Source organism: Micromonospora sp. HB375 (assembly GCF_017872985.1).
Classification (GTDB): Bacteria; Actinomycetota; Actinomycetes; order Mycobacteriales; family Micromonosporaceae; genus Micromonospora; species Micromonospora chalcea.
This window is the reverse complement of sequence record NZ_JAGGJO010000001.1, coordinates 21177-41496: the sequence shown is the minus strand read 5'-3', so window position 1 is coordinate 41496 and position 20320 is coordinate 21177. Positions and strand designations below refer to the sequence as shown.

General features: G+C 72.5%; 19 protein-coding genes. 10 read left to right on the top strand and 9 right to left on the bottom strand.

The genetic code is table 11. The annotated features are described in order from the left end of the window. The first annotated feature begins 12 nt into the window (after positions 1-12). Positions 13-636, top strand: coding sequence for a DedA family protein (locus tag J3R08_RS00215; RefSeq protein ID WP_113972264.1), 624 nt, complete (start codon positions 13-15; stop codon positions 634-636). Between the two features lie 109 nt (positions 637-745). Beyond that, on the top strand, positions 746-1654 hold the full coding sequence (locus tag J3R08_RS00210; protein ID WP_198033294.1) for an IS5 family transposase: 909 nt from the start codon (positions 746-748) through the stop codon (positions 1652-1654). Between the two features lie 69 nt (positions 1655-1723). Here the strand turns inward: J3R08_RS00210 and J3R08_RS00205 are convergent, their stop codons facing one another. Beyond that, positions 1724-2362: a TetR/AcrR family transcriptional regulator gene (locus tag J3R08_RS00205; RefSeq protein ID WP_030500578.1), complete on the bottom strand. Its 639-nt coding sequence runs from the start codon at positions 2360-2362 to the stop codon at positions 1724-1726. Between the two features lie 78 nt (positions 2363-2440). Here J3R08_RS00205 and J3R08_RS00200 point away from each other — a divergent pair, with 78 nt between their 5' ends. From J3R08_RS00200 to J3R08_RS00190, 3 genes are all read left to right on the top strand, one after another. After that, complete coding sequence (locus J3R08_RS00200) at positions 2441-2893, top strand: SCP2 sterol-binding domain-containing protein (RefSeq protein ID WP_043327552.1); 453 nt, start codon at positions 2441-2443, stop codon at positions 2891-2893. A 1-nt stretch (position 2894) separates the two neighbouring features. Then, positions 2895-4109: an acyl-CoA dehydrogenase family protein gene (locus J3R08_RS00195; RefSeq protein WP_064447943.1), complete on the top strand. Its 1215-nt coding sequence runs from the start codon at positions 2895-2897 to the stop codon at positions 4107-4109. A 167-nt stretch (positions 4110-4276) separates the two neighbouring features. Next, complete coding sequence (locus tag J3R08_RS00190; protein WP_209959574.1) at positions 4277-5842, top strand: AMP-binding protein; 1566 nt, start codon at positions 4277-4279, stop codon at positions 5840-5842. Between the two features lie 44 nt (positions 5843-5886). Here the strand turns inward: J3R08_RS00190 and purD are convergent, their stop codons facing one another. The 3 genes from purD to J3R08_RS00175 all read right to left on the bottom strand — a co-directional run bounded on the left by purD (position 5887) and on the right by J3R08_RS00175 (position 9623). Continuing rightward, positions 5887-7134, bottom strand: a complete 1248-nt coding sequence (gene purD, locus J3R08_RS00185) for a phosphoribosylamine--glycine ligase (protein WP_209959572.1) — start codon at positions 7132-7134, stop codon at positions 5887-5889. Between the two features lie 85 nt (positions 7135-7219). Beyond that, positions 7220-8155: a type IV toxin-antitoxin system AbiEi family antitoxin domain-containing protein gene (locus J3R08_RS00180; RefSeq protein ID WP_209959570.1), complete on the bottom strand. Its 936-nt coding sequence runs from the start codon at positions 8153-8155 to the stop codon at positions 7220-7222. 178 nt (positions 8156-8333) lie between these two features. Continuing rightward, complete coding sequence (locus J3R08_RS00175; protein ID WP_043327554.1) at positions 8334-9623, bottom strand: adenylosuccinate synthase; 1290 nt, start codon at positions 9621-9623, stop codon at positions 8334-8336. Positions 9624-9745: 122 nt separating this feature from the next. Between J3R08_RS00175 and J3R08_RS00170 the strand changes: the two genes are divergently transcribed. Next, complete coding sequence (locus tag J3R08_RS00170) at positions 9746-10744, top strand: diacylglycerol kinase family protein (RefSeq protein WP_043327555.1); 999 nt, start codon at positions 9746-9748, stop codon at positions 10742-10744. Between the two features lie 74 nt (positions 10745-10818). Then, positions 10819-12918, top strand: coding sequence for a chromosome partitioning protein (locus J3R08_RS00165; protein ID WP_209959569.1), 2100 nt, complete (start codon positions 10819-10821; stop codon positions 12916-12918). Between the two features lie 51 nt (positions 12919-12969). Here J3R08_RS00165 and J3R08_RS00160 read toward each other — a convergent pair whose 3' ends face one another. Then, positions 12970-13398: a DUF3151 domain-containing protein gene (locus tag J3R08_RS00160; RefSeq protein WP_043327556.1), complete on the bottom strand. Its 429-nt coding sequence runs from the start codon at positions 13396-13398 to the stop codon at positions 12970-12972. Between the two features lie 262 nt (positions 13399-13660). Between J3R08_RS00160 and J3R08_RS00155 the strand changes: the two genes are divergently transcribed. Further along, positions 13661-14872 carry an LOG family protein gene (locus J3R08_RS00155; protein ID WP_280841799.1) on the top strand — a complete coding sequence of 404 codons (1212 nt, stop codon included), beginning with the start codon at positions 13661-13663 and terminating at the stop codon, positions 14870-14872. A 92-nt stretch (positions 14873-14964) separates the two neighbouring features. Here J3R08_RS00155 and fbaA read toward each other — a convergent pair whose 3' ends face one another. After that, positions 14965-15987 (bottom strand): class II fructose-bisphosphate aldolase, encoded by a 1023-nt coding sequence (fbaA, locus tag J3R08_RS00150; protein WP_043327558.1) that lies wholly within the window; start codon positions 15985-15987, stop codon positions 14965-14967. A 162-nt stretch (positions 15988-16149) separates the two neighbouring features. Further along, entirely contained in the window at positions 16150-16533 is a 384-nt protein-coding gene (locus J3R08_RS00145) for a phage holin family protein (protein WP_043327559.1), read from the bottom strand. A gap of 136 nt (positions 16534-16669) precedes the next feature. Here J3R08_RS00145 and J3R08_RS00140 point away from each other — a divergent pair, with 136 nt between their 5' ends. Continuing rightward, positions 16670-16879: a hypothetical protein gene (locus tag J3R08_RS00140; RefSeq protein ID WP_030500565.1), complete on the top strand. Its 210-nt coding sequence runs from the start codon at positions 16670-16672 to the stop codon at positions 16877-16879. A gap of 13 nt (positions 16880-16892) precedes the next feature. Here the strand turns inward: J3R08_RS00140 and J3R08_RS00135 are convergent, their stop codons facing one another. Beyond that, positions 16893-17939 (bottom strand): LCP family protein, encoded by a 1047-nt coding sequence (locus J3R08_RS00135; RefSeq protein ID WP_209959565.1) that lies wholly within the window; start codon positions 17937-17939, stop codon positions 16893-16895. After that, the gene (locus tag J3R08_RS00130; RefSeq protein ID WP_043327561.1) at positions 17939-18421 is read right to left on the bottom strand and encodes a SigE family RNA polymerase sigma factor; all 483 of its coding nucleotides are present in this window, start codon (positions 18419-18421) and stop codon (positions 17939-17941) included. Before J3R08_RS00130 ends, J3R08_RS00135 begins: the two co-directional genes overlap by 1 nt. Positions 18422-18588: 167 nt before the next feature. Between J3R08_RS00130 and J3R08_RS00125 the strand changes: the two genes are divergently transcribed. Then, positions 18589-20163, top strand: coding sequence for an LPXTG cell wall anchor domain-containing protein (locus J3R08_RS00125; RefSeq protein ID WP_043327562.1), 1575 nt, complete (start codon positions 18589-18591; stop codon positions 20161-20163). Positions 20164-20320: the final 157 nt, after the last annotated feature.

The window sequence follows — 20320 nt, the reverse complement described above, 5'->3', positions numbered from 1 at the left end:
GAGCATGGGTGCATGGGGGACGCGCTCGACCTGCTGCACCACACGGTGACCTCACCGTGGGCGTACCTGGTGATCATCGCGGTCACCGCCGTCGACGCGTTCTTCCCGGCGGTGCCCGGCGAGACCGTGGTGATCACCGCCGGGGTCTTCGCGGCGGGCGGCGAGCCGGACCTGGCGCTGGTGATCGTGACCGCCGCGTTCGGCGCGCTCGTCGGCGATCACGTCTCCTACGCGATCGGGCGCGGCGGCGGCGCGCACCGGCTGGCCCGCTTCCCGGCGGACAGCAGGCGGCGGGCCGGCTCCGAGTGGGCCCGCCGGGCCGTCGACAGGCGCGGCGGGATGATCCTGACCACCGCCCGGTACGTTCCCGGCGGCCGCACCGCCGTCACGCTGACCATGGGCGCGGTCCGCTATCCGGTGCGGATGTTCCTGCTGTACGACGCGCTGGCCTGCGCGACCTGGGGGATCTACTGCACGCTGCTCGGCTACTTCGGCGGCCTGGCGTTCGAGCACAACCCCGTCTCCGGGCTCCTCGCCGGGGTCGCCATCTCGCTCGCGGTCACCGGGCTGTTCGAGGCCGCCCGCTGGGGCCGGCGGCGGGCACACCGGCGAGCCGCCGCGCGCCGCGACTGTTAAGTGAGTGTTTGAGATTTGGGGTGCGGCGGCGTGTCGGGTTGAGGTGAGGGAAGGCCCTCGGTAGGTCCGGTGGTGTCGAGCCAACCGTTTCCATACCGAGGGCCTTCTGATGACGTTGTACCCGATCACTGTCACGCCGTCCGCGTCGCCCCGCCGTTATCCGTCGCAGCGGGTGCGGCGGGAACGGGAACGGGCGGTGCGGCGGCGGTATCCCAGTGATCTGACCGATGCGCAGTGGGCGTTGATCGCGCCGCTGGTCACGCCGGTGTCGGTCGGTCGGCGGGGGCGGCCGCCGTCGCATCCGATGCGGGCAATCGTCACGGCGATCTTGTATGTGGCCTGCACCGGTTGTCCGTGGCGGGCCCTGCCGCGGGAGTTCCCGCCCCCGGGGACGGTGTACTGGTGGTTCGCTCGATGGCGCGATGACCACACGTTGATGCGTCTGCACGACCGGTTGCGGGAGCAGTGCCGTACCGCCGCCGGACGGCACGCGCATCCCAGCGCCGGAGCGATCGATTCTCAGTCGGTGCGCGCCGCGGACACCGTGCCCCGACACAGCCGCGGTTTCGACGTCGCGAAGAAGGTCAACGGCCGTAAACGCCACATCGTCGTGGACACCATGGGCCTACTCCTGGCCGTCATGATCACCGGCGCGCACGTCAACGACCGCACCATCGCCCGTGACCTGCTCTGGCGCACCCGGCTGTTCCACCCCCGCCTACGCCTGCTCTGGGCAGACGGCGGCTACATCGGCACCCTGAGCACCTGGGCCCGCCACGCCCTCGACCTCACCGTGCACCTGGTCCACAAACTCCCCGGACAACACACCTTCGTCGTGCTGCCCCGCCGCTGGGTCGTCGAACGCACCTTCGCCTGGATCAGCAAGAAACGCCGCTGCGTCCGCGACTACGAACACCTACCCACAAGCCACGCCGCCTTCGTCACCTGGGCCATGATCCACGTCATGGTCACCCGCCTGGCCCGACACACGAAACCGGCCCAGGCAACCCACACCTGAGCCGGAATCTCAAACACTCACTAAAAAGGGGCCCTTCCACTACCGGAGGCGTTAAGAGGGGGCCCTTCCTTACACAGCGCCGGGGTGCCAGGTGGCGCCGCGCAACAGCTGGTCGGCGCCGAGCCAGGCCACGTTCATCATCCGGGTCGCGGTCTTGCCGGCATCGGCCTCCGGGTGGTCGGCCAGCCAGTCGGCGAGCGACTCGGAGGCGCCGACGAGCGCGTACGAGACCACCTCCAGGTCGGTGGCGCCGACCTCCCGTCCGGCGGCGCGCAGCGCGTGGTCGAGCATCCCGGCCACCACCTCGACCAGCCGTCCCCGCATGGCGGCGAGTTCGGCGGCGAACGGCTGCGAGCCGCGGGCCTGCCGGTAGAGCACGGCCCAGCCGTCCCGGTGCGCGCCGACGAAGCCGAAGAACGCGCGCAGCCCGCGCCAGAGCCGCTCGTCGGCGGGCAGGTCGGGGGCGGCGGCGCCGGCGATGGCCTCCATCATCCGGGTGCTCTCGCGGTGCAGGCAGGCGATGAAGAGTTCTTCCTTGGTGCCGAGGTAGGCGTAGACCATCGGTTTGGAGATGCCGGCGTCGTCGGCGATCTCGTCCATGCTGGCGGCGTGGAAGCCGCGACGGGAGAACACCTTCACCGCCGCGTCGAGCATCTGCTGCTCGCGTACGGCTCGGGGGAGGCGCTTGAAGGTCGGCGTGCTGGACACTCTTGCGAGCATACCTACCCGTGCGTAGGGTTACGCCAGAGTAACCAAGCTGGCCCCGCCCGAGAGGTGCATTTCCTGATGACTGACTTCGACCCGGCCAACTTCGCGAACGTCGGCCCCAAGGAGTTCGCGCAGCTGGTCAAGTCCACGCCGGACGCCAAGATCGCCGAGATCATGTCCGGCGAGTCGCGCGGCAAGATCCTCAGCGAGGTCTTCAACCGGATGCCCACGCTGTTCCGCGCCGACCGCGCCGGTGCCACCAACGCGGTCATCCACTGGAACATCACCGGCCGCCCGGACGGTGGCACCGACACGTACGAGATCGTCATCGAGAACGGCGCCTGCACCGTCTCGGAGACCGCCACCCGCGACCCGAAGCTGAGCCTCACCATGGGCCCGGTCGAGTTCCTGAAGATCGTCTCCGGTGGCGCCAACCCGGTGATGATGTTCATGACCGGCAAGCTGAAGGCCAAGGGCGACCTGGGCCTGGCTGCCAACATCGCCAACCTGTTCGACATCCCCAAGGCCTGACATGGCCGAGTTCTCGCTCGACCTGAACGAGGAACAGCGGGATCTACGCGACTGGGTGCACGGCTTCGCAGCCGAGGTCGTGCGCCCGGCCGCGGCCGAGTGGGACGCCCGGGAGGAGACCCCGTGGCCGATCATCCAGGAGGCGGCGAAGGTCGGCCTGTACGGCTTCGAGTTCCTCGCCACCTGCTGGGCCGACCCCACCGGCCTCTCCCTGCCGATCGCCAGCGAGGAACTCTTCTGGGGTGACGCCGGCATCGGCCTGAGCATCTTCGGCACCTCGCTCGCGGTCGCCGCGATCTACGGCGCCGGCACCCCCGACCAGCTCGTCGAATGGGTGCCGCAGTGCTTCGGCGACGTCGACTCCCCGGCCGTCGCCGCGTTCTGCACGAGCGAGCCGGAAGCCGGCTCCGACGTCGGATCGATGCGTACCCGCGCCGTCTACGACGAGGCCACCGACGAGTGGGTGCTCAACGGGCAGAAGGCGTACGCCACGAACGGCGGCATCGCCGGCGTGCACGTGGTCACCGCCTCGATCGACCCCGAGCTGGGCTCGCGCGGGCAGGCCGCGTTCGTCGTACCCCCGGGCACCTCTGGTCTGACCGCCACCCGCAAGCTGCGCAAGCTCGGGCTGCGCGCCTCGCACACCGCGGACGTCTTCCTCGACGACGTCCGGGTGCCGGGCCGCTGCCTGCTCGGCGGCAAGGACGCGCTCGACGAGCGTCTGGCCCGCGCCCGGTCCGGGCAGCGCGCCTCCGGCCAGGCGGCGATGCGGACGTTCGAGCTGTCCCGTCCGACAGTCGGCGCGCAGGCGCTCGGCGTGGCCCGCGCCGCCTACGAGTACGCCCTGGACTACGCCAAGGAACGGGTCCAGTTCGGACGGCCGATCATCACCAACCAGGCGGTCGCGTTCGCGCTCGCCGACATGAAGATGGAGATCGACGCCGCCCGGCTCCTGGTCTGGCGCGCCTCCTGGATGGGCCGCAACAACCGGCCGTTCGCCGCCGGTGAGGGCTCGATGTCCAAGCTCAAGGCCGGTGAGGTGGCCGTCTCGGTGACCGACAAGGCGGTCCAGCTCCTCGGCGGCGCGGGTTTCCTGCGCGACCACCCGGTCGAGCGGTGGTACCGCGACGCCAAGATCTACACCATCTTCGAGGGCACCTCCGAAATCCAGCGGCTGGTCATCTCCCGGGCCATCTCCGGCATGCAGATCCGCTGACCGCCGGCGGCACGCCGCCCGGCCCGTGACGACAGGCAGCGCCGTCGCGGGCCGGGCGCCCCCGCCTGGCCGACCCGACCCGCGATCGGGCGCAAGATCACGCAAAACCGGACGGCCGATCCGTCCGGAGCCTGGTCGACGAACCACGAACGCGAAGGAGTTGCGCCTTGGACCTGCCGTTCATCGCCGCCACGCTGACCCGCCGTGGACTACTCACCCCGGGCCGTCCGATCCGGGTCGTCTCGCAGCTCAACGCGCTGCGCCGGTGGGGCTGGAGCCTCGCCGGGGAGCTGCGCCAGGCCGCCGCCCGCGACCCCGGCCGCGTCGCGGTGGTCGACGAGCGCGGCGCCACCATGACGTACCAGGAACTGCTGGAGCGCTCCGAACGGCTGGCCCGCTCCCTCCGGTCCCACCTCGGCGTCCAGGCCGGCGACCGGGTCGGCGTGCTCTGCCGCAACCACCACGGCCTGATCGAGGCGATAGTCGCCGCGATGCTGCTCGGCGCGGACGCCGTCCTGGTAAACACCGGCCTGTCCGCGGCTCAGCTGGGCACCGTGGCCGAGGAACAGGGCCTGCGCGTCCTGGTCCACGACGGCGAGTTCAACGACCGCGTCCTCGGCCTCCCCGCCGAGGTGCACCGGGTCGACGAGCGGCGGCACGAGGAGCTGATCGCCGCCGCGGTCCCCGGCGAACAGCTCCAGCCGCCCGAGCGGGACGGCCGCACCATAGTGCTGACCTCCGGCACCACCGGCGCGCCCAAGGGCGCCCGCCGCCCCACCCCGCACGGCTTCGGCCCGCTGGTGTCCATCATCGACCGCATCCCGCTGCACGCGCGGAACACCACCATGATCGCCGCGCCGATCTTCCACACCTGGGGGTACGCCGCCCTCCAGGTCTCGTTCGCGCTGCGCGCCACAGTCGTGCTGCACCGCCGATTCGACCCCGCCGCCACGCTGACCGCGCTCGTCGCCCAGCGGTGCGACGCGATGTTCGCCGTACCGGTGATGCTGCAACGACTCATGGAGGTCGAGCCGCCGCTGCCCCGGCCCCCGCTCAAGGTGGTCGCGGTCAGCGGATCCGCCCTGCCCGGCAACCTGGCCACCGCCTTCATGGACCGCTACGGCGACGTGCTGTACAACCTCTACGGCTCGACCGAGGTCTCCTGGGCCTCCATCGCCGGCCCACGCGAACTGCGCGCCGCGCCCACCACCGCGGGCCGGCCGCCGCACGGCACCCGGCTGGCGATCCTGGACGAGAACGGCCGCCCCGTCCGGGACGGCGAGGTCGGGCGGATCTTCGTGGGCAACGAGATGCTCTTCGAGGGCTACACCTCGGGCGTCGGGCGGGAGAGCCGCGACGGCCTGCTGGACACCGGCGACCTCGGCCGGCTCGACGCCGACGGCCTGCTCTTCGTGGACGGCCGGGCGGACGACATGATCGTCTCCGGCGGCGAGAACGTGTTCCCGTCCGAGGTGGAGGACCTGATCGCCCGGCTGCCGCAGGTCCGCGAGGTAGCGGTGATCGGCGTCCCGGACCCCGACTACGGCCAGCGGCTGGCCGCGTTCGTGGCGCTGCGGCCGGGCGAGACCCTCGACCCGGAGGCGGTTCGCGAGTACGTCCGGCGGTACCTGGCCCGCTTCTCCGTGCCCCGGGACGTGGTGTTCGTCAAGTACCTGCCGCGCAACGCCACCGGCAAGGTGCTGAGCCGGGAGTTGCGCCGCTACTTCGACTGACGGACGGCGCCCCGCGAGCCGGTCCCGCCGCGGGGCGCCGTCCGTCAGCCGGGAATCGTGATCCGGCCCTCCACCGCACCCGCCGCGATGTCGGTGCGGTGGTGGGAGCCGGCCAGCTCGACCTCACGTACCAACTCGTAGGCGGCGTCGCGCGCGGAGGCCAGGTCGGGGCCGGTGGCCGTACCGCAGAGGACCCGGCCGCCCGCGGAGCGCAACGTGCCGTCGGCGTCGCGGCGGGTCCCGGCGTGGATGATCCCGGCGCGGTCCGCGCCGGTGATCACGTCACCGGTACGCGGGCCCGCCGGGTAGCCCTCGGCCGCCACCACGACTGTCACCGCCGCGCCGTCGCGCCACCGCAGCGGCGGGTGCGCGCCGAGCGTGCCGGTGGCGGCGGCGTGCAGCAGCCCGCCCAGCGGCGTCTCCAGCAGGGCGAGCACCACCTGGGTCTCCGGGTCGCCGAAACGCGCGTTGAACTCGATCACACGCGGACCGGACGGGGTGATCGCCAGGCCCACGTAGAGCAGGCCGGCGAACGGGGTGCCCCGGCGGCGCAGCTCCGCCAGCGTCGGGTGCACCACGTCGCGCATCACGTCGTCCACCAGGTTCGGCGGCGCCCACGGCAGCGGCGCGTACGCGCCCATCCCGCCCGTGTTCGGGCCGGTGTCGCCGTCGCCGACGCGCTTGAAGTCCTGCGCGGGCAGCAGCGGCACCGCCGCCTCGCCGTCGGTGACCACGAACAGGGAGACCTCGGGGCCGGACAGGTATTCCTCGATCACCACCCGGCCGCACTCCGCGGCGTGCCGCTCGGCGGCGGCCCGGTCGTCGGTGACCACCACGCCCTTGCCGGCGGCCAGTCCGTCGTCCTTCACCACGTACGGCGCGCCGAACTCGTCCAGCGCCCGCGCCACGGCCGCCGCGTCCTCGCAGGTGTACGCGCGGGCGGTCGGCACACCGGCCGCGGTCATCACGTCCTTCGCGAACGTCTTCGAGCCCTCCAGCCGGGCCGCCTGCGCACTCGGGCCGAACACCGCGATGCCCTTGGCGCGTACCGCGTCGGCGACGCCCGCCACCAGCGGCGCCTCCGGGCCGATGACCACCAGGTCCGCCGCGACCTCGACGGCGAGGGCCGCCACGGCCGCCGGGTCGGTGGGTGTCACCTCCCGAAGCGAGGCGACCTCGCCGATCCCCGGATTCCCCGGCGCTGCGACGAGCGCCTCGACAGCCGGATCCCCGGCGAGTCCGAGCGCGAGAGCGTGCTCCCGCCCACCACCACCCACAAGAAGTACGCGCACGACCCCGCATCCTACTGACCACCCCACCCCACCCCGTTGATCATGAAGTTGGCGGCAGGATGTGAGATCGAAATCGCCGTCAACTTCATGATCGATCCCCGCTCCTCGCGGCCAGTGCCGCGCGGACGACCTGGGGGATGTAGTCGGGGCGGAGGGTGTCGGGCCAGGTGAATCTGAGGACGGTCCAGCCGGCGTTGGTCAGGCGGTTCTGCCGCTGCCGGTCGTCGAAGAGCGCACCGGGCGTGGAGTGCGGATCTCTCCCGTCCGCCTCGGCGATCACCCGGGCCGCCCGCCAGCCCATGTCACCGATGCCGAGCAGGTAACCATCGGCGTCGCGCACCTCGATCTGGAGCGCGTCGGGCGGGACGCCGCCGTCGACGCACCGCAACCGGGTACGCGTCTCCAGCGGAGACTGGGCGCCGCCGTTCGCCTCGGCCAGATGGCGCCGCGCGTTCACCACACCCCTCCGGCCCGCGATCAGTGCGGGGATGGCGCCGAACTCGCCCTCGTCGATCACTCCCTGGTTGAGCGCCGAGTCGAGCAGGGCTACCGCGTAGTAGCGGCGCACCCGGAGGACGAGTCCCGCGAGCGTGTGCGTGGGAGTTGTCACCGGAATGCCGTCGACAGTCGTCAGCGCCTGCTCGGGATGCTCGAACTGGTGCAACGTCACGGCAGGATCCCTGACGCGGGCCGGCCGGGCGGCCCGACCCGGCAGCGCGACGTGAATCGCACCCGTTCTCGGCAGCCCCGCGATCCCGTGCAGCTCGGCGGCCGTCCCGAGAACGGCGTGCGCCGCCGGGCCCAGCGACAGGACCGCCGCCCGGATCCGCCGACGCCGTTCCACGCAGTCGGGGCCGGAGCGCTCGACGGCGTAGGTCGCACGAGCCAGCCGCCGCCACCGGCGCGAGGTCAGGAGATTGTCGATCTCGTGCCTGCTGTAGCCGGCCCGGAGCGCCTGCACACGGGTGACAACGCCGCCCTGGTCACGCGCGATCTGCCGGATCACCCAAGCCCGTTCCACCCACCGAGCGTCCCCGCGCACCCCACCCACGCGAAGCCCCTGTGGACAACCCACCCCACCCTGTGGATAACCCACCCCCTCGCCCTCGCCCTCGCCCCGTTGATCATGAAGTTAGCGGCGATGTGGATCTACAAAACAGCCGCTAACTTCATGATCAACGGAGTGGTGCAAAGGGCGTTTAGGGGAGGAGGGGGTGGCGGAGGACGTTTTCCTCTCGGCCCGGGCCCACACCCACCACGCTCACCCGGGTGCCGGTCAGCTCCTCGATGCGGGCGATGTAGCGCCTCGCGTTCTCCGGGAGCTCGTCCTCGGTGCGCGCCTTGGTGATGTCCTCCCACCAGCCGTCGTGCTCTTCGTAGATCGGCGTGGCGTGGTGGAAGTCGGTCTGCGTCATCGGCATGTCGTCGAAGCGCTCGCCGTTGATCTCGTACCCGACGCAGATCGGCACCTTCGCCAGACCGGTCAGCACGTCCAGCTTCGTGACCACGAGGTCGGTGACGCCGTTGAGGCGGCACGCGTACCGGGCCACCACCGCGTCGAACCAGCCGCAGCGGCGCTCCCGGCCGGTGGTGGTGCCGTACTCGTGGCCGACCTTGCGCAGGTGCTGCCCGTTGTCGTCGAACAGCTCGGTCGGGAACGGGCCGGAGCCCACCCGCGTCGTGTACGCCTTGCTCACCGCGATGACCTTGGTGATCGCGGTCGGCGGGATGCCCGCGCCCACGCACGCCCCGCCGGCCGTCGGGTTCGACGAGGTGACGAACGGGTAGGTGCCGTGGTCCATGTCGAGCATGGTGGCCTGGGCGCCCTCCAGCAGCACGGTCTCGCCGCGGTCGAGCGCGTCCCAGAGCATCACCCGGGTCTCGGCGATGTACGGGCGCAGCCGCTCGGCGTACTGGAGGTACTCCTCGACCGTCTCCTCGACGTCGATCGCCTTGCGGTTGTAGACCTTGAACAGCAGCTGGTTCTTCTCGCGGAGCGCCAGCTCCAGCTTCTTGCGCAGGATGCCCGGGTCGAGCAGGTCCTGCAGGCGGATGCCCATCCGGGCGACCTTGTCGCCGTACGCGGGGCCGATGCCCCGGCCGGTGGTGCCGATGCGGGCGCTGCCGAGGTAGCGCTCGACCACCCGGTCCAGCGCCCGGTGATGCGGCATGATCAGGTGCGCGTCGCCGGAGATGCGCAGGCGGGACACGTCCACGCCGCGCTCGGCGAGCCCGTCGATCTCCTGCAGCAGCACCTTCGGGTCGACCACCACGCCGTTGCCGATCACGATCATCGCGCTCGGTGACAGCGCACCGGACGGCATCAGGTGCAGCGCGTACTTCTGGCCGTCCGGCGTGATCACCGTGTGGCCTGCGTTGTTGCCGCCGGAGTAGCGCACGACGTAGTCGACCCGCTCACCCAGCAGGTCGGTAACCTTGCCCTTGCCCTCGTCGCCCCACTGGGCGCCGAGCAGCACGATCGCTGGCATCTCTTCCGCCTCCAGAAGGCTCGGGTGCCAGGTGGCGACCGGTCTGCGAGCCCGGGGTGTCAGGCTAACAAGTAGTGACGGCGGGACCAGCAGGGGTTGGTCGAGAAGCAGGAGGCTCCTTCGTGTACGACGTGGTGCTGCTCACCCTCGGCTCGGAGCGGGACGCTCCCGGTGGTGGCTGCGGCAGCGGCGGCGCCTGCTGCGGCGGCGCGGACGACACCGCCGCCGAGAGCGGCGAGGAGCGCTGCGAGACGCCGCGCGTACCGGTGCTGGCCTGCGCGGACGAGCTGACCGCCCGGGGTGCCCGGGTGACCACGGTGACCGCCCGGTCGGACGCCGAGATCGACGAGGTGCTGGCCCGGCTCGACGGCCCACCGCGCCCCGACGGCCTCACCTGGCCGGACCCCGACGGCAAGACCCGGCTGATCGTCGCCACGGCCAGTGACGGTCAGTTGCGCGCCGTCCTGCGCCGGCTGGTGCGCCGGTACGCTCCGCCGCCGAGCCGCCGCCCCGCGGACCTGGCCGACAACCGGACGGTGCCCGACCTGCCCCCGGTCGGCGTACTCCCGCTCGATCCGGCCCGGTCCGGGACGGCGCGTGACCTGGCCGCGCAGCTCGGGCTGCCCCGGGATCCGGCCGGGGTGGCCGCGGCGGTGCTGGACGGCACGGCCCGGCGGCTGGACCTGCTGCGCAACGACGGCGGCTCGGTGACGCTCGACGGCGCGCTGCTCGGCGCCGCCGACGACGCCGGCCGGCCGCTGCACTGGCGGGCCCGGGTCGAGGTCGACGGCACGGTGCTCAGCGACGGCGCCGAGCCGATCACCGCGTGCGCGATCGGCAACGCGGGCGGGTACGCGCGCCTCGGCGAGGTGGACCTGCTGGGCGGGCCGGACCCGGCCGACGGACGGGTGACGGTCGGCGTCGCCGTACCAGTGGTGACCCGGTCGGCGTTGGGCCGGAAGAAGGTCCGCCTGGAGGTACGGCGGGCGCGGGGACGTGCGGTGGCGGTGGTGCCCCGCGACGAGAAGGTGCCCTTCCTCGACGACGGCGTCGAGGGCGAGCTGAGCCGCAAGCGCTCCTGGTGGACCGAGCCGGGCGCCTGGGCGGTCTGGACGGGCTGACCTCGGTCGATCCCCGTCCGGCTCGCGCCGCTGGCCGTACCGCCTATCCTCGGCGGAAGGAATGGGGAGGAACCGTGGTGCACGACAACGACGACCGGGCCCACGTGCCGGGTCGAGGGCAGGTGCCGGAGCGGGACGTCGAGCCGCTCTGGCCGCCGGAGGAGACCGACGGCGTGGTCACCGCCCCGCCCTGGGCGGCCGTGCCCTGGCCGCTTCCGCCGGCCGACGCCCCCACGCCGTCGACGTCGGACGTCCCGGTGCCACCGGCGCCCGCGGTCGACCTGGACCTGCCGTTCACGCTCGACCAGCCGCCTGCCGGCGCGACGCCGGCCCAGCCGGGCTCACCGGTCACGGCCGCCACGCCTCCCGCGTCGCAGGCAGCGCCCGGCCCGGATCCGGCCGCCGCATATCCCTCGTTGCAGGGCGCGCCCGCTCCCGACCCGGCCGCCACGCGGACACTGCCGGACCCAGCTGACACGCAGACGGCAGCCGACCCGGAGGACACGCGGACAACGGCACGCTCGGCCGACGCGCGGACGACGGCCGACGCGGACGGCGAGGGTGCCGGCAACGGCCGGGCCGTGTCTCCGTGGGCCCAGCCGCCGCAGCGAACCACTGCCGACTCCGCACCGGACCTCGTTCCCGCTGACGGCGACACGCCGGGGTCCGGCACCGACCCGGCGCGGGCCGTCCACGCCGACGGCGCCGTCTCCGGCCGGGCCTCGGTCGCCGGCACTGCGCTCCCGCCGCCCGACACCGCCCCGGTGACCGGCCGGGCGCAGGTCACCGGAGCGTCGTCGCCGGGCACGGGTGAGCCGGCGCCGGAGCCGCCGCGCCTCGGGCCGTTCCCACCGTCGCCGGGCGTGCCGGCGCCGCCGTCGCCCTACGGCAACGGCTACCCGCAGGCCGGCTATCCCCAGGCCGGCTACCCCCAGGCCGGCTACCAGCCGCAACCCGGCCAGCCCGGCTGGTACCCGCCGCCCGGCTGGACGCCACAGCCCGGCCCGCCCCAGACCGGCTCGACCCAGACCAGTCCGGCGCAAGCCAGTCCGGCGCAGGCCAGTCCGGCGCAGGCGGGCGCGACGCCCAACGGCCCGGCGCACAACGGCCCGGCGCAGACCGGGCCGGCGCAGACCGGCGCCCCGGTGCCACCGCACGTGCCCGCCCCGCCGGTGTCCGGCCCGGCCGCGCCCCAGCCACCACAGCAACCGGCGTACCCGGAGCAGGGCTGGACGCCGCAGCAGGCGGTACCCCCGACCGCCGAGGACTTCGCCCGCCGCCGCCAGGCCCGGCCGGTCGACCCGGTGGCCACCATGGGCGTACGCGCGGTGGTCAACAAGATCGGGCTGGTCCGGCTCGCGCCCGGGCGGCACGAGCAGGAGGTGAAGCGCGACATCGAGATGGTCCGCCGCAACTTCGGCGGGCTGCGCCAGGTGACTGTGGTCAACCCGAAGGGCGGCGCCGGCAAGACGGTGGCGATCCTGCTGCTCGCCATGACGTTCGGCCAGAAGCGCGGCGGATACGTGCTGGCCTGGGACAACAACGAGACCCAGGGCACCCTCGGCATGCGGGCGCAGCAGGACTTCCACGCCCGTACGGTGCGCGACATGCTGCGCGACCTGGCGCAGTTCCAGGGGCCGCACGGCCGGGTCGGCGACCTGTCGCAGTACGTCCGCTCGCAGGGCGAGGGCATGTTCGACGTGCTCGCCTCGGACGAGTCGGCGACCGGCGGCGAGATGCTCACCGCCGCCGCGTTCGCGGAGATCCGCGAGGTGGTCAGCCGCTTCTACAAGCTGATCTTCGTGGACACCGGGAACAACGTCCGGGCGCAGAACTGGCAGGCCGCGATGGACGCCACCGACCAGCTCGTGGTGACCATGTCGGCCCGGAACGACTCGGCCGAGACCGCCGCCCGGATGCTCGACCACCTGGAGCAGAGCGGCCGGCAGCGGCTGGTCCGGCAGGCGGTGACAGTGGTGTCGATGCCGCCGTCGCGCAAGGAGATCGACCTGCCCGCGATCCAGGCCCACTTCGCGGCGCGGACCCGGGCGGTGCTGCTGGCGCCGTACGAGCGGCTCATCGACACCGGCGAGCCGCTGCGGTACGGGCAGCTCTCCTCCGCCACCCGGGACGCCTGGCTGAAGATCGCCGCGTCGGTGGCGGAAGGGCTGTAGAACGGGCGCGACGGCCGGTACCCGGGTGGGGACCGGCCGTCGCGGCAGTGGTCAGTCGCCGGAGAGCGCGTCTCCGGCGGCCGGGTCGCAGTCACGGAGGAACTGGGCGCACCGGGCCGCCTCGTCCGCCTCGCCGATCTCGCCCGCCGCGCGGGACAGCACGTAGAGGCAGCGCAGGAAGCCCTGGTTGGGCGCGTGCGACCAGGGCACCGGGCCGTGGCCCTTCCAGCCGCTGCGGCGCAGCTGGTCGAGGCCCCGGTGGTAGCCGGTGCGGGCGTACGCGTACGCCGTGACGACCTGGCCCGCGGCGAGCGCGCGGCCGGCCAGCGCGGCCCAGGCCGCACTGTAGGTCGGGAAGCGGGCCGCGACCTCGGCGTACGCCTCGTCGGTGCCCTGCTCGGCCGCCGCCGCCAGCGCGGCGTCGGCCTCCTCGTGGGCCGGGAGCAGGGTGGCCGGTGGCTCAGGCAACAGGTTCTGCATCGCCCCATTCAACCCGCTTCGCCATCGGGTACGCGAGGGGCCTCGCCCGTACGGTTGGCTGAACGGCTGAGGGTTTCGTCACGCCTGCGGCGGGAGCACACGTACCCGCGGCCCATGCCGCCGACGTGGTTCTTGCACTACAAATACAGATCCGGAGCCTCCCCAGGACCCGGTTACGCAGGAGCCCGGCGGCGTGCCCGCCGGGCTCCTGTCGTTCCCGCCCCCGGTTTCGGCACTTGCCGTGCGGAGGCAGGATGACGGGGTGCCGACCCCACCACCCGCGGACGTCATCGAGCCGCACGCGCCCCACGTCAACGAGATCGAGACCCGCACCGCGTTCGAGCAGCGGCTGGCCGGGGGGACCCTGGCCGGGCTGACCGTGCAGGGCCTCCGCCTCGACCTCGACCCGGTCCCCGACCTGCGCCACGTCGACGTCACCGGCACGCTCTTCGTGGGCTGCCGGTTCGCCGGCCGCGAGGTGGGCGCGGACCTGGTCCGGCGGGGCGCCAACGTGGTCCCGCCGTTCTCCGGGCTGCCCTACCCGACCCAGCCGTCGCACCTCTACACCGCCGACGAGCTGGCCGCCGGGTTCGCCGAGAGCGGGTTCGCCGGGATGTACGACACCCGGGTGTACGCGCACTTCCGGGCGCACGGCGGCGCGCTGCCGGACGTACGCGAGGCGCTCGGGCAGCGACTGCACGACCACGGTGTGGACAACGCGCTGGCCGACGCCACCCGGTCGTGGCTGGCCGCGCACGGCCCGCAGTCCGTGGTGGGCGTGATGGGCGGGCACGCGGTGCCGCGCGGCAGCGTCGCGTACCGGATGGCGGCGGTGCTGGGCTGGGAGCTGGCGCGGGCCGACCGCCTGGTGGTGACCGGCGGCGGTCCGGGCGTGATGGAGGCGGCGAACCTCGGCGCGTTCCTCGCTGCGTGGCCGGCCGAGGAGCTGTCCGCCGCGATCGACACGCTCGCCGTCGCACCGGACTTCACCGACCACGAGCGGTACACGGCGGCGGCGCTGGCGGTGCGCAAGCGGTACGCGGACGGCCCGTCGCTGCCGTCGCCCCGTCCGTCGGCGCCCGGCACCGAGTGGGCCCGGTCCGGCGGGCTGGCCATCCCCACCTGGCTGTACGGCCACGAGCCGGCGAACCTGTTCGCGGGCCGGATCGCGAAGTACTTCTCCAACGCCATCCGGGAGGACACGATCCTGCGGCTGGCCCGGGGCGGGATCGTGTTCGCACCAGGCAAGGCCGGCACCGTGCAGGAGGTGTTCCAGGCGGCCACCAAGACGTTCTACGGCACCGACGGGGCGAGCGGGGCGTACGTGTTCCTGGACCGCGCGTACTGGACCACCAAGCTGCCGGTGGAGTCGCTGCTGCGGCCGCTGTTCGCCGCGTCCCCGTTCGGCGACCTGTCGCACACGATCCACCTGACCGACGACGTACGCGACGCCGTCCGCCTGCTGGTGCAGTGAAAGGAAGGGCCCCTTTTTAACGCCTCCGGTAGAGGAAGGGCCCCTTGTTAACGCACGGCGTTAACAAGGGGCCCTTCCTTACAAGCGGAGGGTCACTTCATGGTGGTGCCGGTGGAGCGCAGGTGCTCGCAGGCCTCGACCACGCGGGCGGCCATGCCGGCCTCGGCGGCCTTGCCCCAGACGCGCGGGTCGTACATCTTCTTGTTGCCGACCTCGCCGTCGACCTTCAGCACGCCGTCGTAGTTGCGGAACATGTGGTCCGCGACCGGGCGGGTGAAGGTGTACTGGGTGTCGGTGTCGATGTTCATCTTCACCACGCCGTAGTCCAGCGCCTCCCGGATCTCCGAGAGCAGCGAGCCGGAGCCGCCGTGGAAGACCAGGCTGAGCGGCTTGTCCTTGCCGTACTTGGCGCCGACCGCGTCCTGGATCTGCTTGAGCACCTCGGGGCGCAGCTTGACGTTGCCCGGCTTGTAGACGCCGTGCACGTTGCCGAAGGTCAGCGCCGCCATGTAGCGGCCCTTCTCGCCCAGGCCGAGCGCGTCGACCATGGCCAGGCCGTCCTCGACGGTGGTGTAGAGCTTGTCGTTGATGGCGTTCTCGACGCCGTCCTCCTCGCCGCCGACGACGCCGACCTCGATCTCCAGGACGATCTTGCCCTTGGCGGCCTCGGTGAGGAGCTGCTCGGCGATCTCCAGGTTCTCCGCCACCGGCACGGCCGAGCCGTCCCACATGTGCGACTGGAACAGCGGCTCCTGGCCGGCCTTGACGCGCTCCTGCGAGATGGCCATCAGCGGCCGGACGAACTTGTCCAGCTTGTCCTTCGGGCAGTGGTCGGTGTGCAGCGCGATGTTCACCGGGTACTTCTTGGCGACCTCGTGGGCGTACGCGGCGAACGCCACCGCGCCGGTCACCATGTCCTTCACGGACGGGCCGGACAGGTACTCCGCGCCGCCGGTGGAGACCTGGATGATGCCGTCGCTCTCCGCGTCGGCGAAGCCCTTGAGCGCCGCGTTCAGCGTCTGCGAGGAGGTCACGTTGATCGCGGGGTACGCGTACCGGCCGGCCTTGGCCCGGTCCAGCATCTCCGCGTAAGCCTCAGGGGAAGCGATGGGCATGTCGAACGCTCCTTACTTACCGCTCTCGGCCGTGCAGGCCGCTGTCTTCCATGGGCGCGACCGTTCCGGTCGCTCACGTCCACGGGTGCGCCGGACCGCGCTGTCCACCGCGGGCAGTATCCCGTAGGAGCGCGCACGGGGCACAACCGGCCCGGGCGCTGCTCACCGATTCTCCAGCCGGTCCGGCACGACGACGCTGATCAGCCAGCTCACCACCGCCACCACGATGGCGCCCCAGAAGGCGGCCCAGAACCCGTCCACGTGGAACGGGAGCTTCAGCAGACCGGCGATCCAGTCGGTCAGCATGAACAGCAGCGCGTTCACCACCAGCGCGAACAGGCCGAGCGTGAGCAGGTAGAACACACAGCCGAACACCTTGATGAGCGGCTTGAGCACCGCGTTCACGACACCGAAGACCAGCGCCACCACGATCAGGGTGAGCACGTTGTTGCCGGTGTTACGGCCGCTCACCTCCACCCCGGGCACGATCAGCGTCGCGATCCACAACGCGACCGCCGTGATCGCCAGTCGGATCAGAAAGCCCATGGCAACCATCCTGGCACCGGCCGCGCGCCGGGAGCGGGACAATCGCCGACTCCGCGTTCCGCCCGCCGCCGGGCGGCGGCCCGGACCAGCCCGTACGGTGGTGGGGACGATGCCCGCACGGAGACAGGGAGGGACGATGGGTCAGCCCGACGAGGACTTCGCGCCCAGTGACCACCTCGCCCCGGAGGAGCGGGACCTGGAGGCCGAGCCGGCCGACGCGGTCGAGCAGGCCACCACGGTGACCGACGACAGCGACGGCGAGCCGCACCGCGGCCTGGAGGTCGACGACTGGGACGCCATGGAGCAGGCCCGCGTGGTCACCGCCGACGAGGACGACTACCGCTGATCCGGCGCCCGGGTCACCGCAGGGCGGTGACCCGGGCCGGATGGGCGGCGGCCCATTCCCCCAGCCGGTCGGCCCGCAGCGCGTCCAGGAACCCCGGGGCGAGTTCGGGGTCCGCCTCGTACCCGCGACCGTCCCACTCGGCGAGCACCGGGAAGGCGACCGCGACCGGCTCGGCGGCGCCGGCCCGGGCGGTCGCGCCCACCAGCGCCGGCAACGACAGGTCACCGGCGTCGACAGTGACGGCCGGGCCGATCCGGATGAGCAGCCGGTTGAGTTGCGCCGGATCGGTCGCCGTTCCCCGCTCACGCATCTGGCGGAGCAGGCCGGCGGCGTAGCGGGCCGCGTTGCGGTCGCGGTCCAGTCCGCCGTCGCGCAGGCCGTACCGCTGCCGCAGCAGGTCCACCGCCGCCGCGCCGTCGAGCCGCTGGCATCCGGCGGGAAAGCGCCGCTCGGTGTGCACCGAGCGGACCGGCTCTGGCAGGCAGACCGGCACGCCGCCGACCGCGTCGGTCAGGTCACGTGCCCCGGGGTACGTGAGCACCGCGCCGGCGTCGACGCGTACCCCGGTCAGCCGGGCGACCGCCTGACGGGTCGCCCGGTAGCCGGCCGCCAGGTCGGTGCCCGAACCGGTGGCGCGGGAGAAGGTCGCGTTGAGTTTCTCCGTTCCGCCCGGCGCCGGCACCAGCAGGTCACGCGGGAGCGACACCAGGTAGAGCCGGCTCCGGTCGGCCGGCACGTGCACCAGCAGCACCGAGTCGGCACGGCGGCTGCCGGCCGACTGGTCGACGCCGAGCAGCAGCAGGTTCAGCGCGCCGCCGGGCTCCGGCTCCGGCGTGGCGAGCAGGGGCGCCGCCGTGGGCGCCGGTGGCCGGGGCGCCATGGCGGTGAAGCCGACCAACGCGACGGCGGCGACCGCCAGCGCCGTGCCGGCCAGGCGTACGCGCCGACGGCGCCGACGGCGGGTGATCACCGCCCGGTCGACTGCGGCCCGGACCGGGCCGACGGGCGGGGTCGACTCCTCGAGGCGGGCGAACGCGGCCCGCAGCTCGTCCTCGATCATCAGGAGACCTCCACGAGTTCGGCTCGGAGGGTGGCCAGCGCGCGCGAGATGCTGGACCGGACGGTGCCCACGGCGCAGCCGAGGATCTCGGCTATCTCCCCGTCCGGCAGGTCCTCGTAGTAGCGCAGCACCAGCGCGGCGCGCTGCCGCCGGGGCAGTCGGGACAGCCAGGAGCGGACCTGGTCCCGGTCGACTGCGGACTGGGCGTGGTCGGCGGACGCGGGCACCGAGTCGTCGACGTCGCCGCGCAGCAGCACGCGCCGGGCCCACGAGCCGCGCCGCCAGTCGATGAACTGGTTGGTGAGCATGCGTCGCACGTATCGCTCCGGGGCGTCGCTGCGAGCCACCCGCCGCCAGTGCAGCTGCACCCGGACCATGGTGTCCTGCACCAGGTCCTGGGCCTGGTGCGGGTCTCCGGTCAGCATGACCGCGTACCGCAGCAGGGCGCCCAACCGCGCGTCGGCGAACTCCTCGTACGTCACTGCACCTCCCGGTGTCCGTTTGAAGGACGGTCCCGGGCGGCTGGAACATTGCGGCGGCGACGATCATCCGTTCGGTCAATATTCATCATCTGGGACAACGCGATCCCTTAAGGAATCTTTAAGCTCCGTGGGCTCCACCTGATCACCCCCACGGGAGGACCCTCCACATGCTCAGCAACTCCAGCCGGCGTCTGCTCGCCGGGTTGGGCGTCGCAGGCGCGTTCGTCGCCGCCTCCGCCACACCCGGCTTCGCGGCTGACCCCAAGGTCAAGCTCGGCGTCTACTTCAGCGACACGACGATCGCCGCCGACTCGGACGGCAAGATCGACTACAGCATCATCCGCAGTTCGACCTCGGTCGTGCTGCACGACCTCACCGTCCGCTACGACCTCACCGGCCTCGCCGGCAAGGTGACCGTCGGCGAGGAGGAGAACACCGGTACGGACTGCACCTCGCCGTCGGCGAACGTGCTCGTGTGCACGACGCCCTGGGAGGTGGAGCTCGACGAGTGGGGTCTGTCCGGCGTCTTCCCGGTGCAGATCAAGCCCACCGGCAAGGCCCAGGACGGCGACACCGGCACGCTCAAGGTGACGCTGTCGGCGAACGGCGTCGACAGCGTCTCGCACGAGGCCAAGGTGCGCGTCGGTGAGGGCGTCGACCTGGCCGCCGGCCCGGAGACCACGGTGTCGGCCGCTCCGGGCAAGGGCTTCACCGCGCCGCTGAAGGTGACGAACGTCGGCGAGACCACCGCCAAGGGCGCCGCCGTCGTCTTCTACAACGACTACGGCATGAACGCCGCCAAGCACTACAGCAACTGCACGTACGTCGGTGACGAGCTGCGCACCTGCCGGTTCGACGAGGAGCTCCCCGGCGGCAGCACGTTCGGCGCGACGCTGCCGTACGCGCTCGGCGCGGACACCATGGCGCCCGGCAACCGGTACGGCGAGATCATCTGGATGACGCCGGACGAGTTCGAGGACTTCGAGAACTACCTCGGCAACTACGACGTGACCATCGGCAAGCCGGGCACCGACGGCAAGCTGACGCTGGCCGAGGCCGCCGGCCGCGCCGCCGCGCGGGGTTTCCAGGCCGACCCGCGGCCGGAGAACAACGCCTCGTACCTGCAGGTGAAGGTCACCGGCAACAACAGCACCGACCTGGAGGCGCTCGGCGCGTCGGTCACCGGCAAGGCGGGCGCGACCGTCAAGGCGACGGTGGGGCTGCGCAACAACGGCCCGGCCACGCTCGACTACAGCCGCTCCGGCAGCTCGGTCACGTACCTGACCTTCGACGTGCCGAAGGGCACCACCACGACCGCCGTGCCGGAGAACTGCTTCCCGGTGAAGGGCGACGAGTGGGGTGAGCCGGGCAAGCCGGGCGCGCGTCACTACCGCTGCTACTTCGACTCGTTCCTGAAGGCCGGGGACACCGTGAAGCTGGACTTCGGCCTGAAGATCGACAAGGTGATCGCCAACGACACCGGCCTCGTGAAGATCAACGTGCCGTGCGAGTGCGACGGCGGCTTCTACCGTGACCTGAAGCCGGCCAACGACACCGCCAAGGTCGTCGTCAACGCGGCGCCGGGTGGCGGCGACGGTGGCCAGGGCGGCGGTGACGGCGGCACGCTGCCGATCACCGGTTCCTCCACCGGCCTGATCGCCGGCCTCGGTGCGCTGCTGCTCGCCGCCGGCGCGGTCGGCTACGTGCTGACCCGCCGCCGCAAGACCCGCTTCGTAGCCTGACCCGAAGCGCCCCAGGTGCCCCGTCGACCCACCGGTCGGCGGGGCACCACCACATAGAAGCCGAACACCAAGCCCCAAGCGGTACACCCGTCGACGAAGCCGGACCACGTCAGGTTTCCGGGGAGCCCGGCCCGCGCAGGGATCAAGCCTGACCGCC

What these genes read in the sequence shown, in the direction of transcription:
- J3R08_RS00215 (WP_113972264.1), top strand. Translation starts at nt 13, where the DNA reads ATGGGGGACGCGCTCGACCTGCTGCACCACACGGTGACCTCACCGTGG.
- J3R08_RS00210 (WP_198033294.1), top strand. Translation starts at nt 746, where the DNA reads ATGACGTTGTACCCGATCACTGTCACGCCGTCCGCGTCGCCCCGCCGT.
- J3R08_RS00200 (WP_043327552.1), top strand. Translation starts at nt 2,441, where the DNA reads ATGACTGACTTCGACCCGGCCAACTTCGCGAACGTCGGCCCCAAGGAG.
- J3R08_RS00195 (WP_064447943.1), top strand. Translation starts at nt 2,895, where the DNA reads ATGGCCGAGTTCTCGCTCGACCTGAACGAGGAACAGCGGGATCTACGC.
- J3R08_RS00175 (WP_043327554.1), bottom strand. Translation starts at nt 9,623, where the DNA reads ATGCCAGCGATCGTGCTGCTCGGCGCCCAGTGGGGCGACGAGGGCAAG.
- J3R08_RS00160 (WP_043327556.1), bottom strand. Translation starts at nt 13,398, where the DNA reads ATGCAGAACCTGTTGCCTGAGCCACCGGCCACCCTGCTCCCGGCCCAC.
- fbaA (WP_043327558.1), bottom strand. Translation starts at nt 15,987, where the DNA reads ATGCCCATCGCTTCCCCTGAGGCTTACGCGGAGATGCTGGACCGGGCC.
- J3R08_RS00145 (WP_043327559.1), bottom strand. Translation starts at nt 16,533, where the DNA reads ATGGGCTTTCTGATCCGACTGGCGATCACGGCGGTCGCGTTGTGGATC.
- J3R08_RS00140 (WP_030500565.1), top strand. Translation starts at nt 16,670, where the DNA reads ATGGGTCAGCCCGACGAGGACTTCGCGCCCAGTGACCACCTCGCCCCG.
- J3R08_RS00135 (WP_209959565.1), bottom strand. Translation starts at nt 17,939, where the DNA reads ATGATCGAGGACGAGCTGCGGGCCGCGTTCGCCCGCCTCGAGGAGTCG.
- J3R08_RS00125 (WP_043327562.1), top strand. Translation starts at nt 18,589, where the DNA reads ATGCTCAGCAACTCCAGCCGGCGTCTGCTCGCCGGGTTGGGCGTCGCA.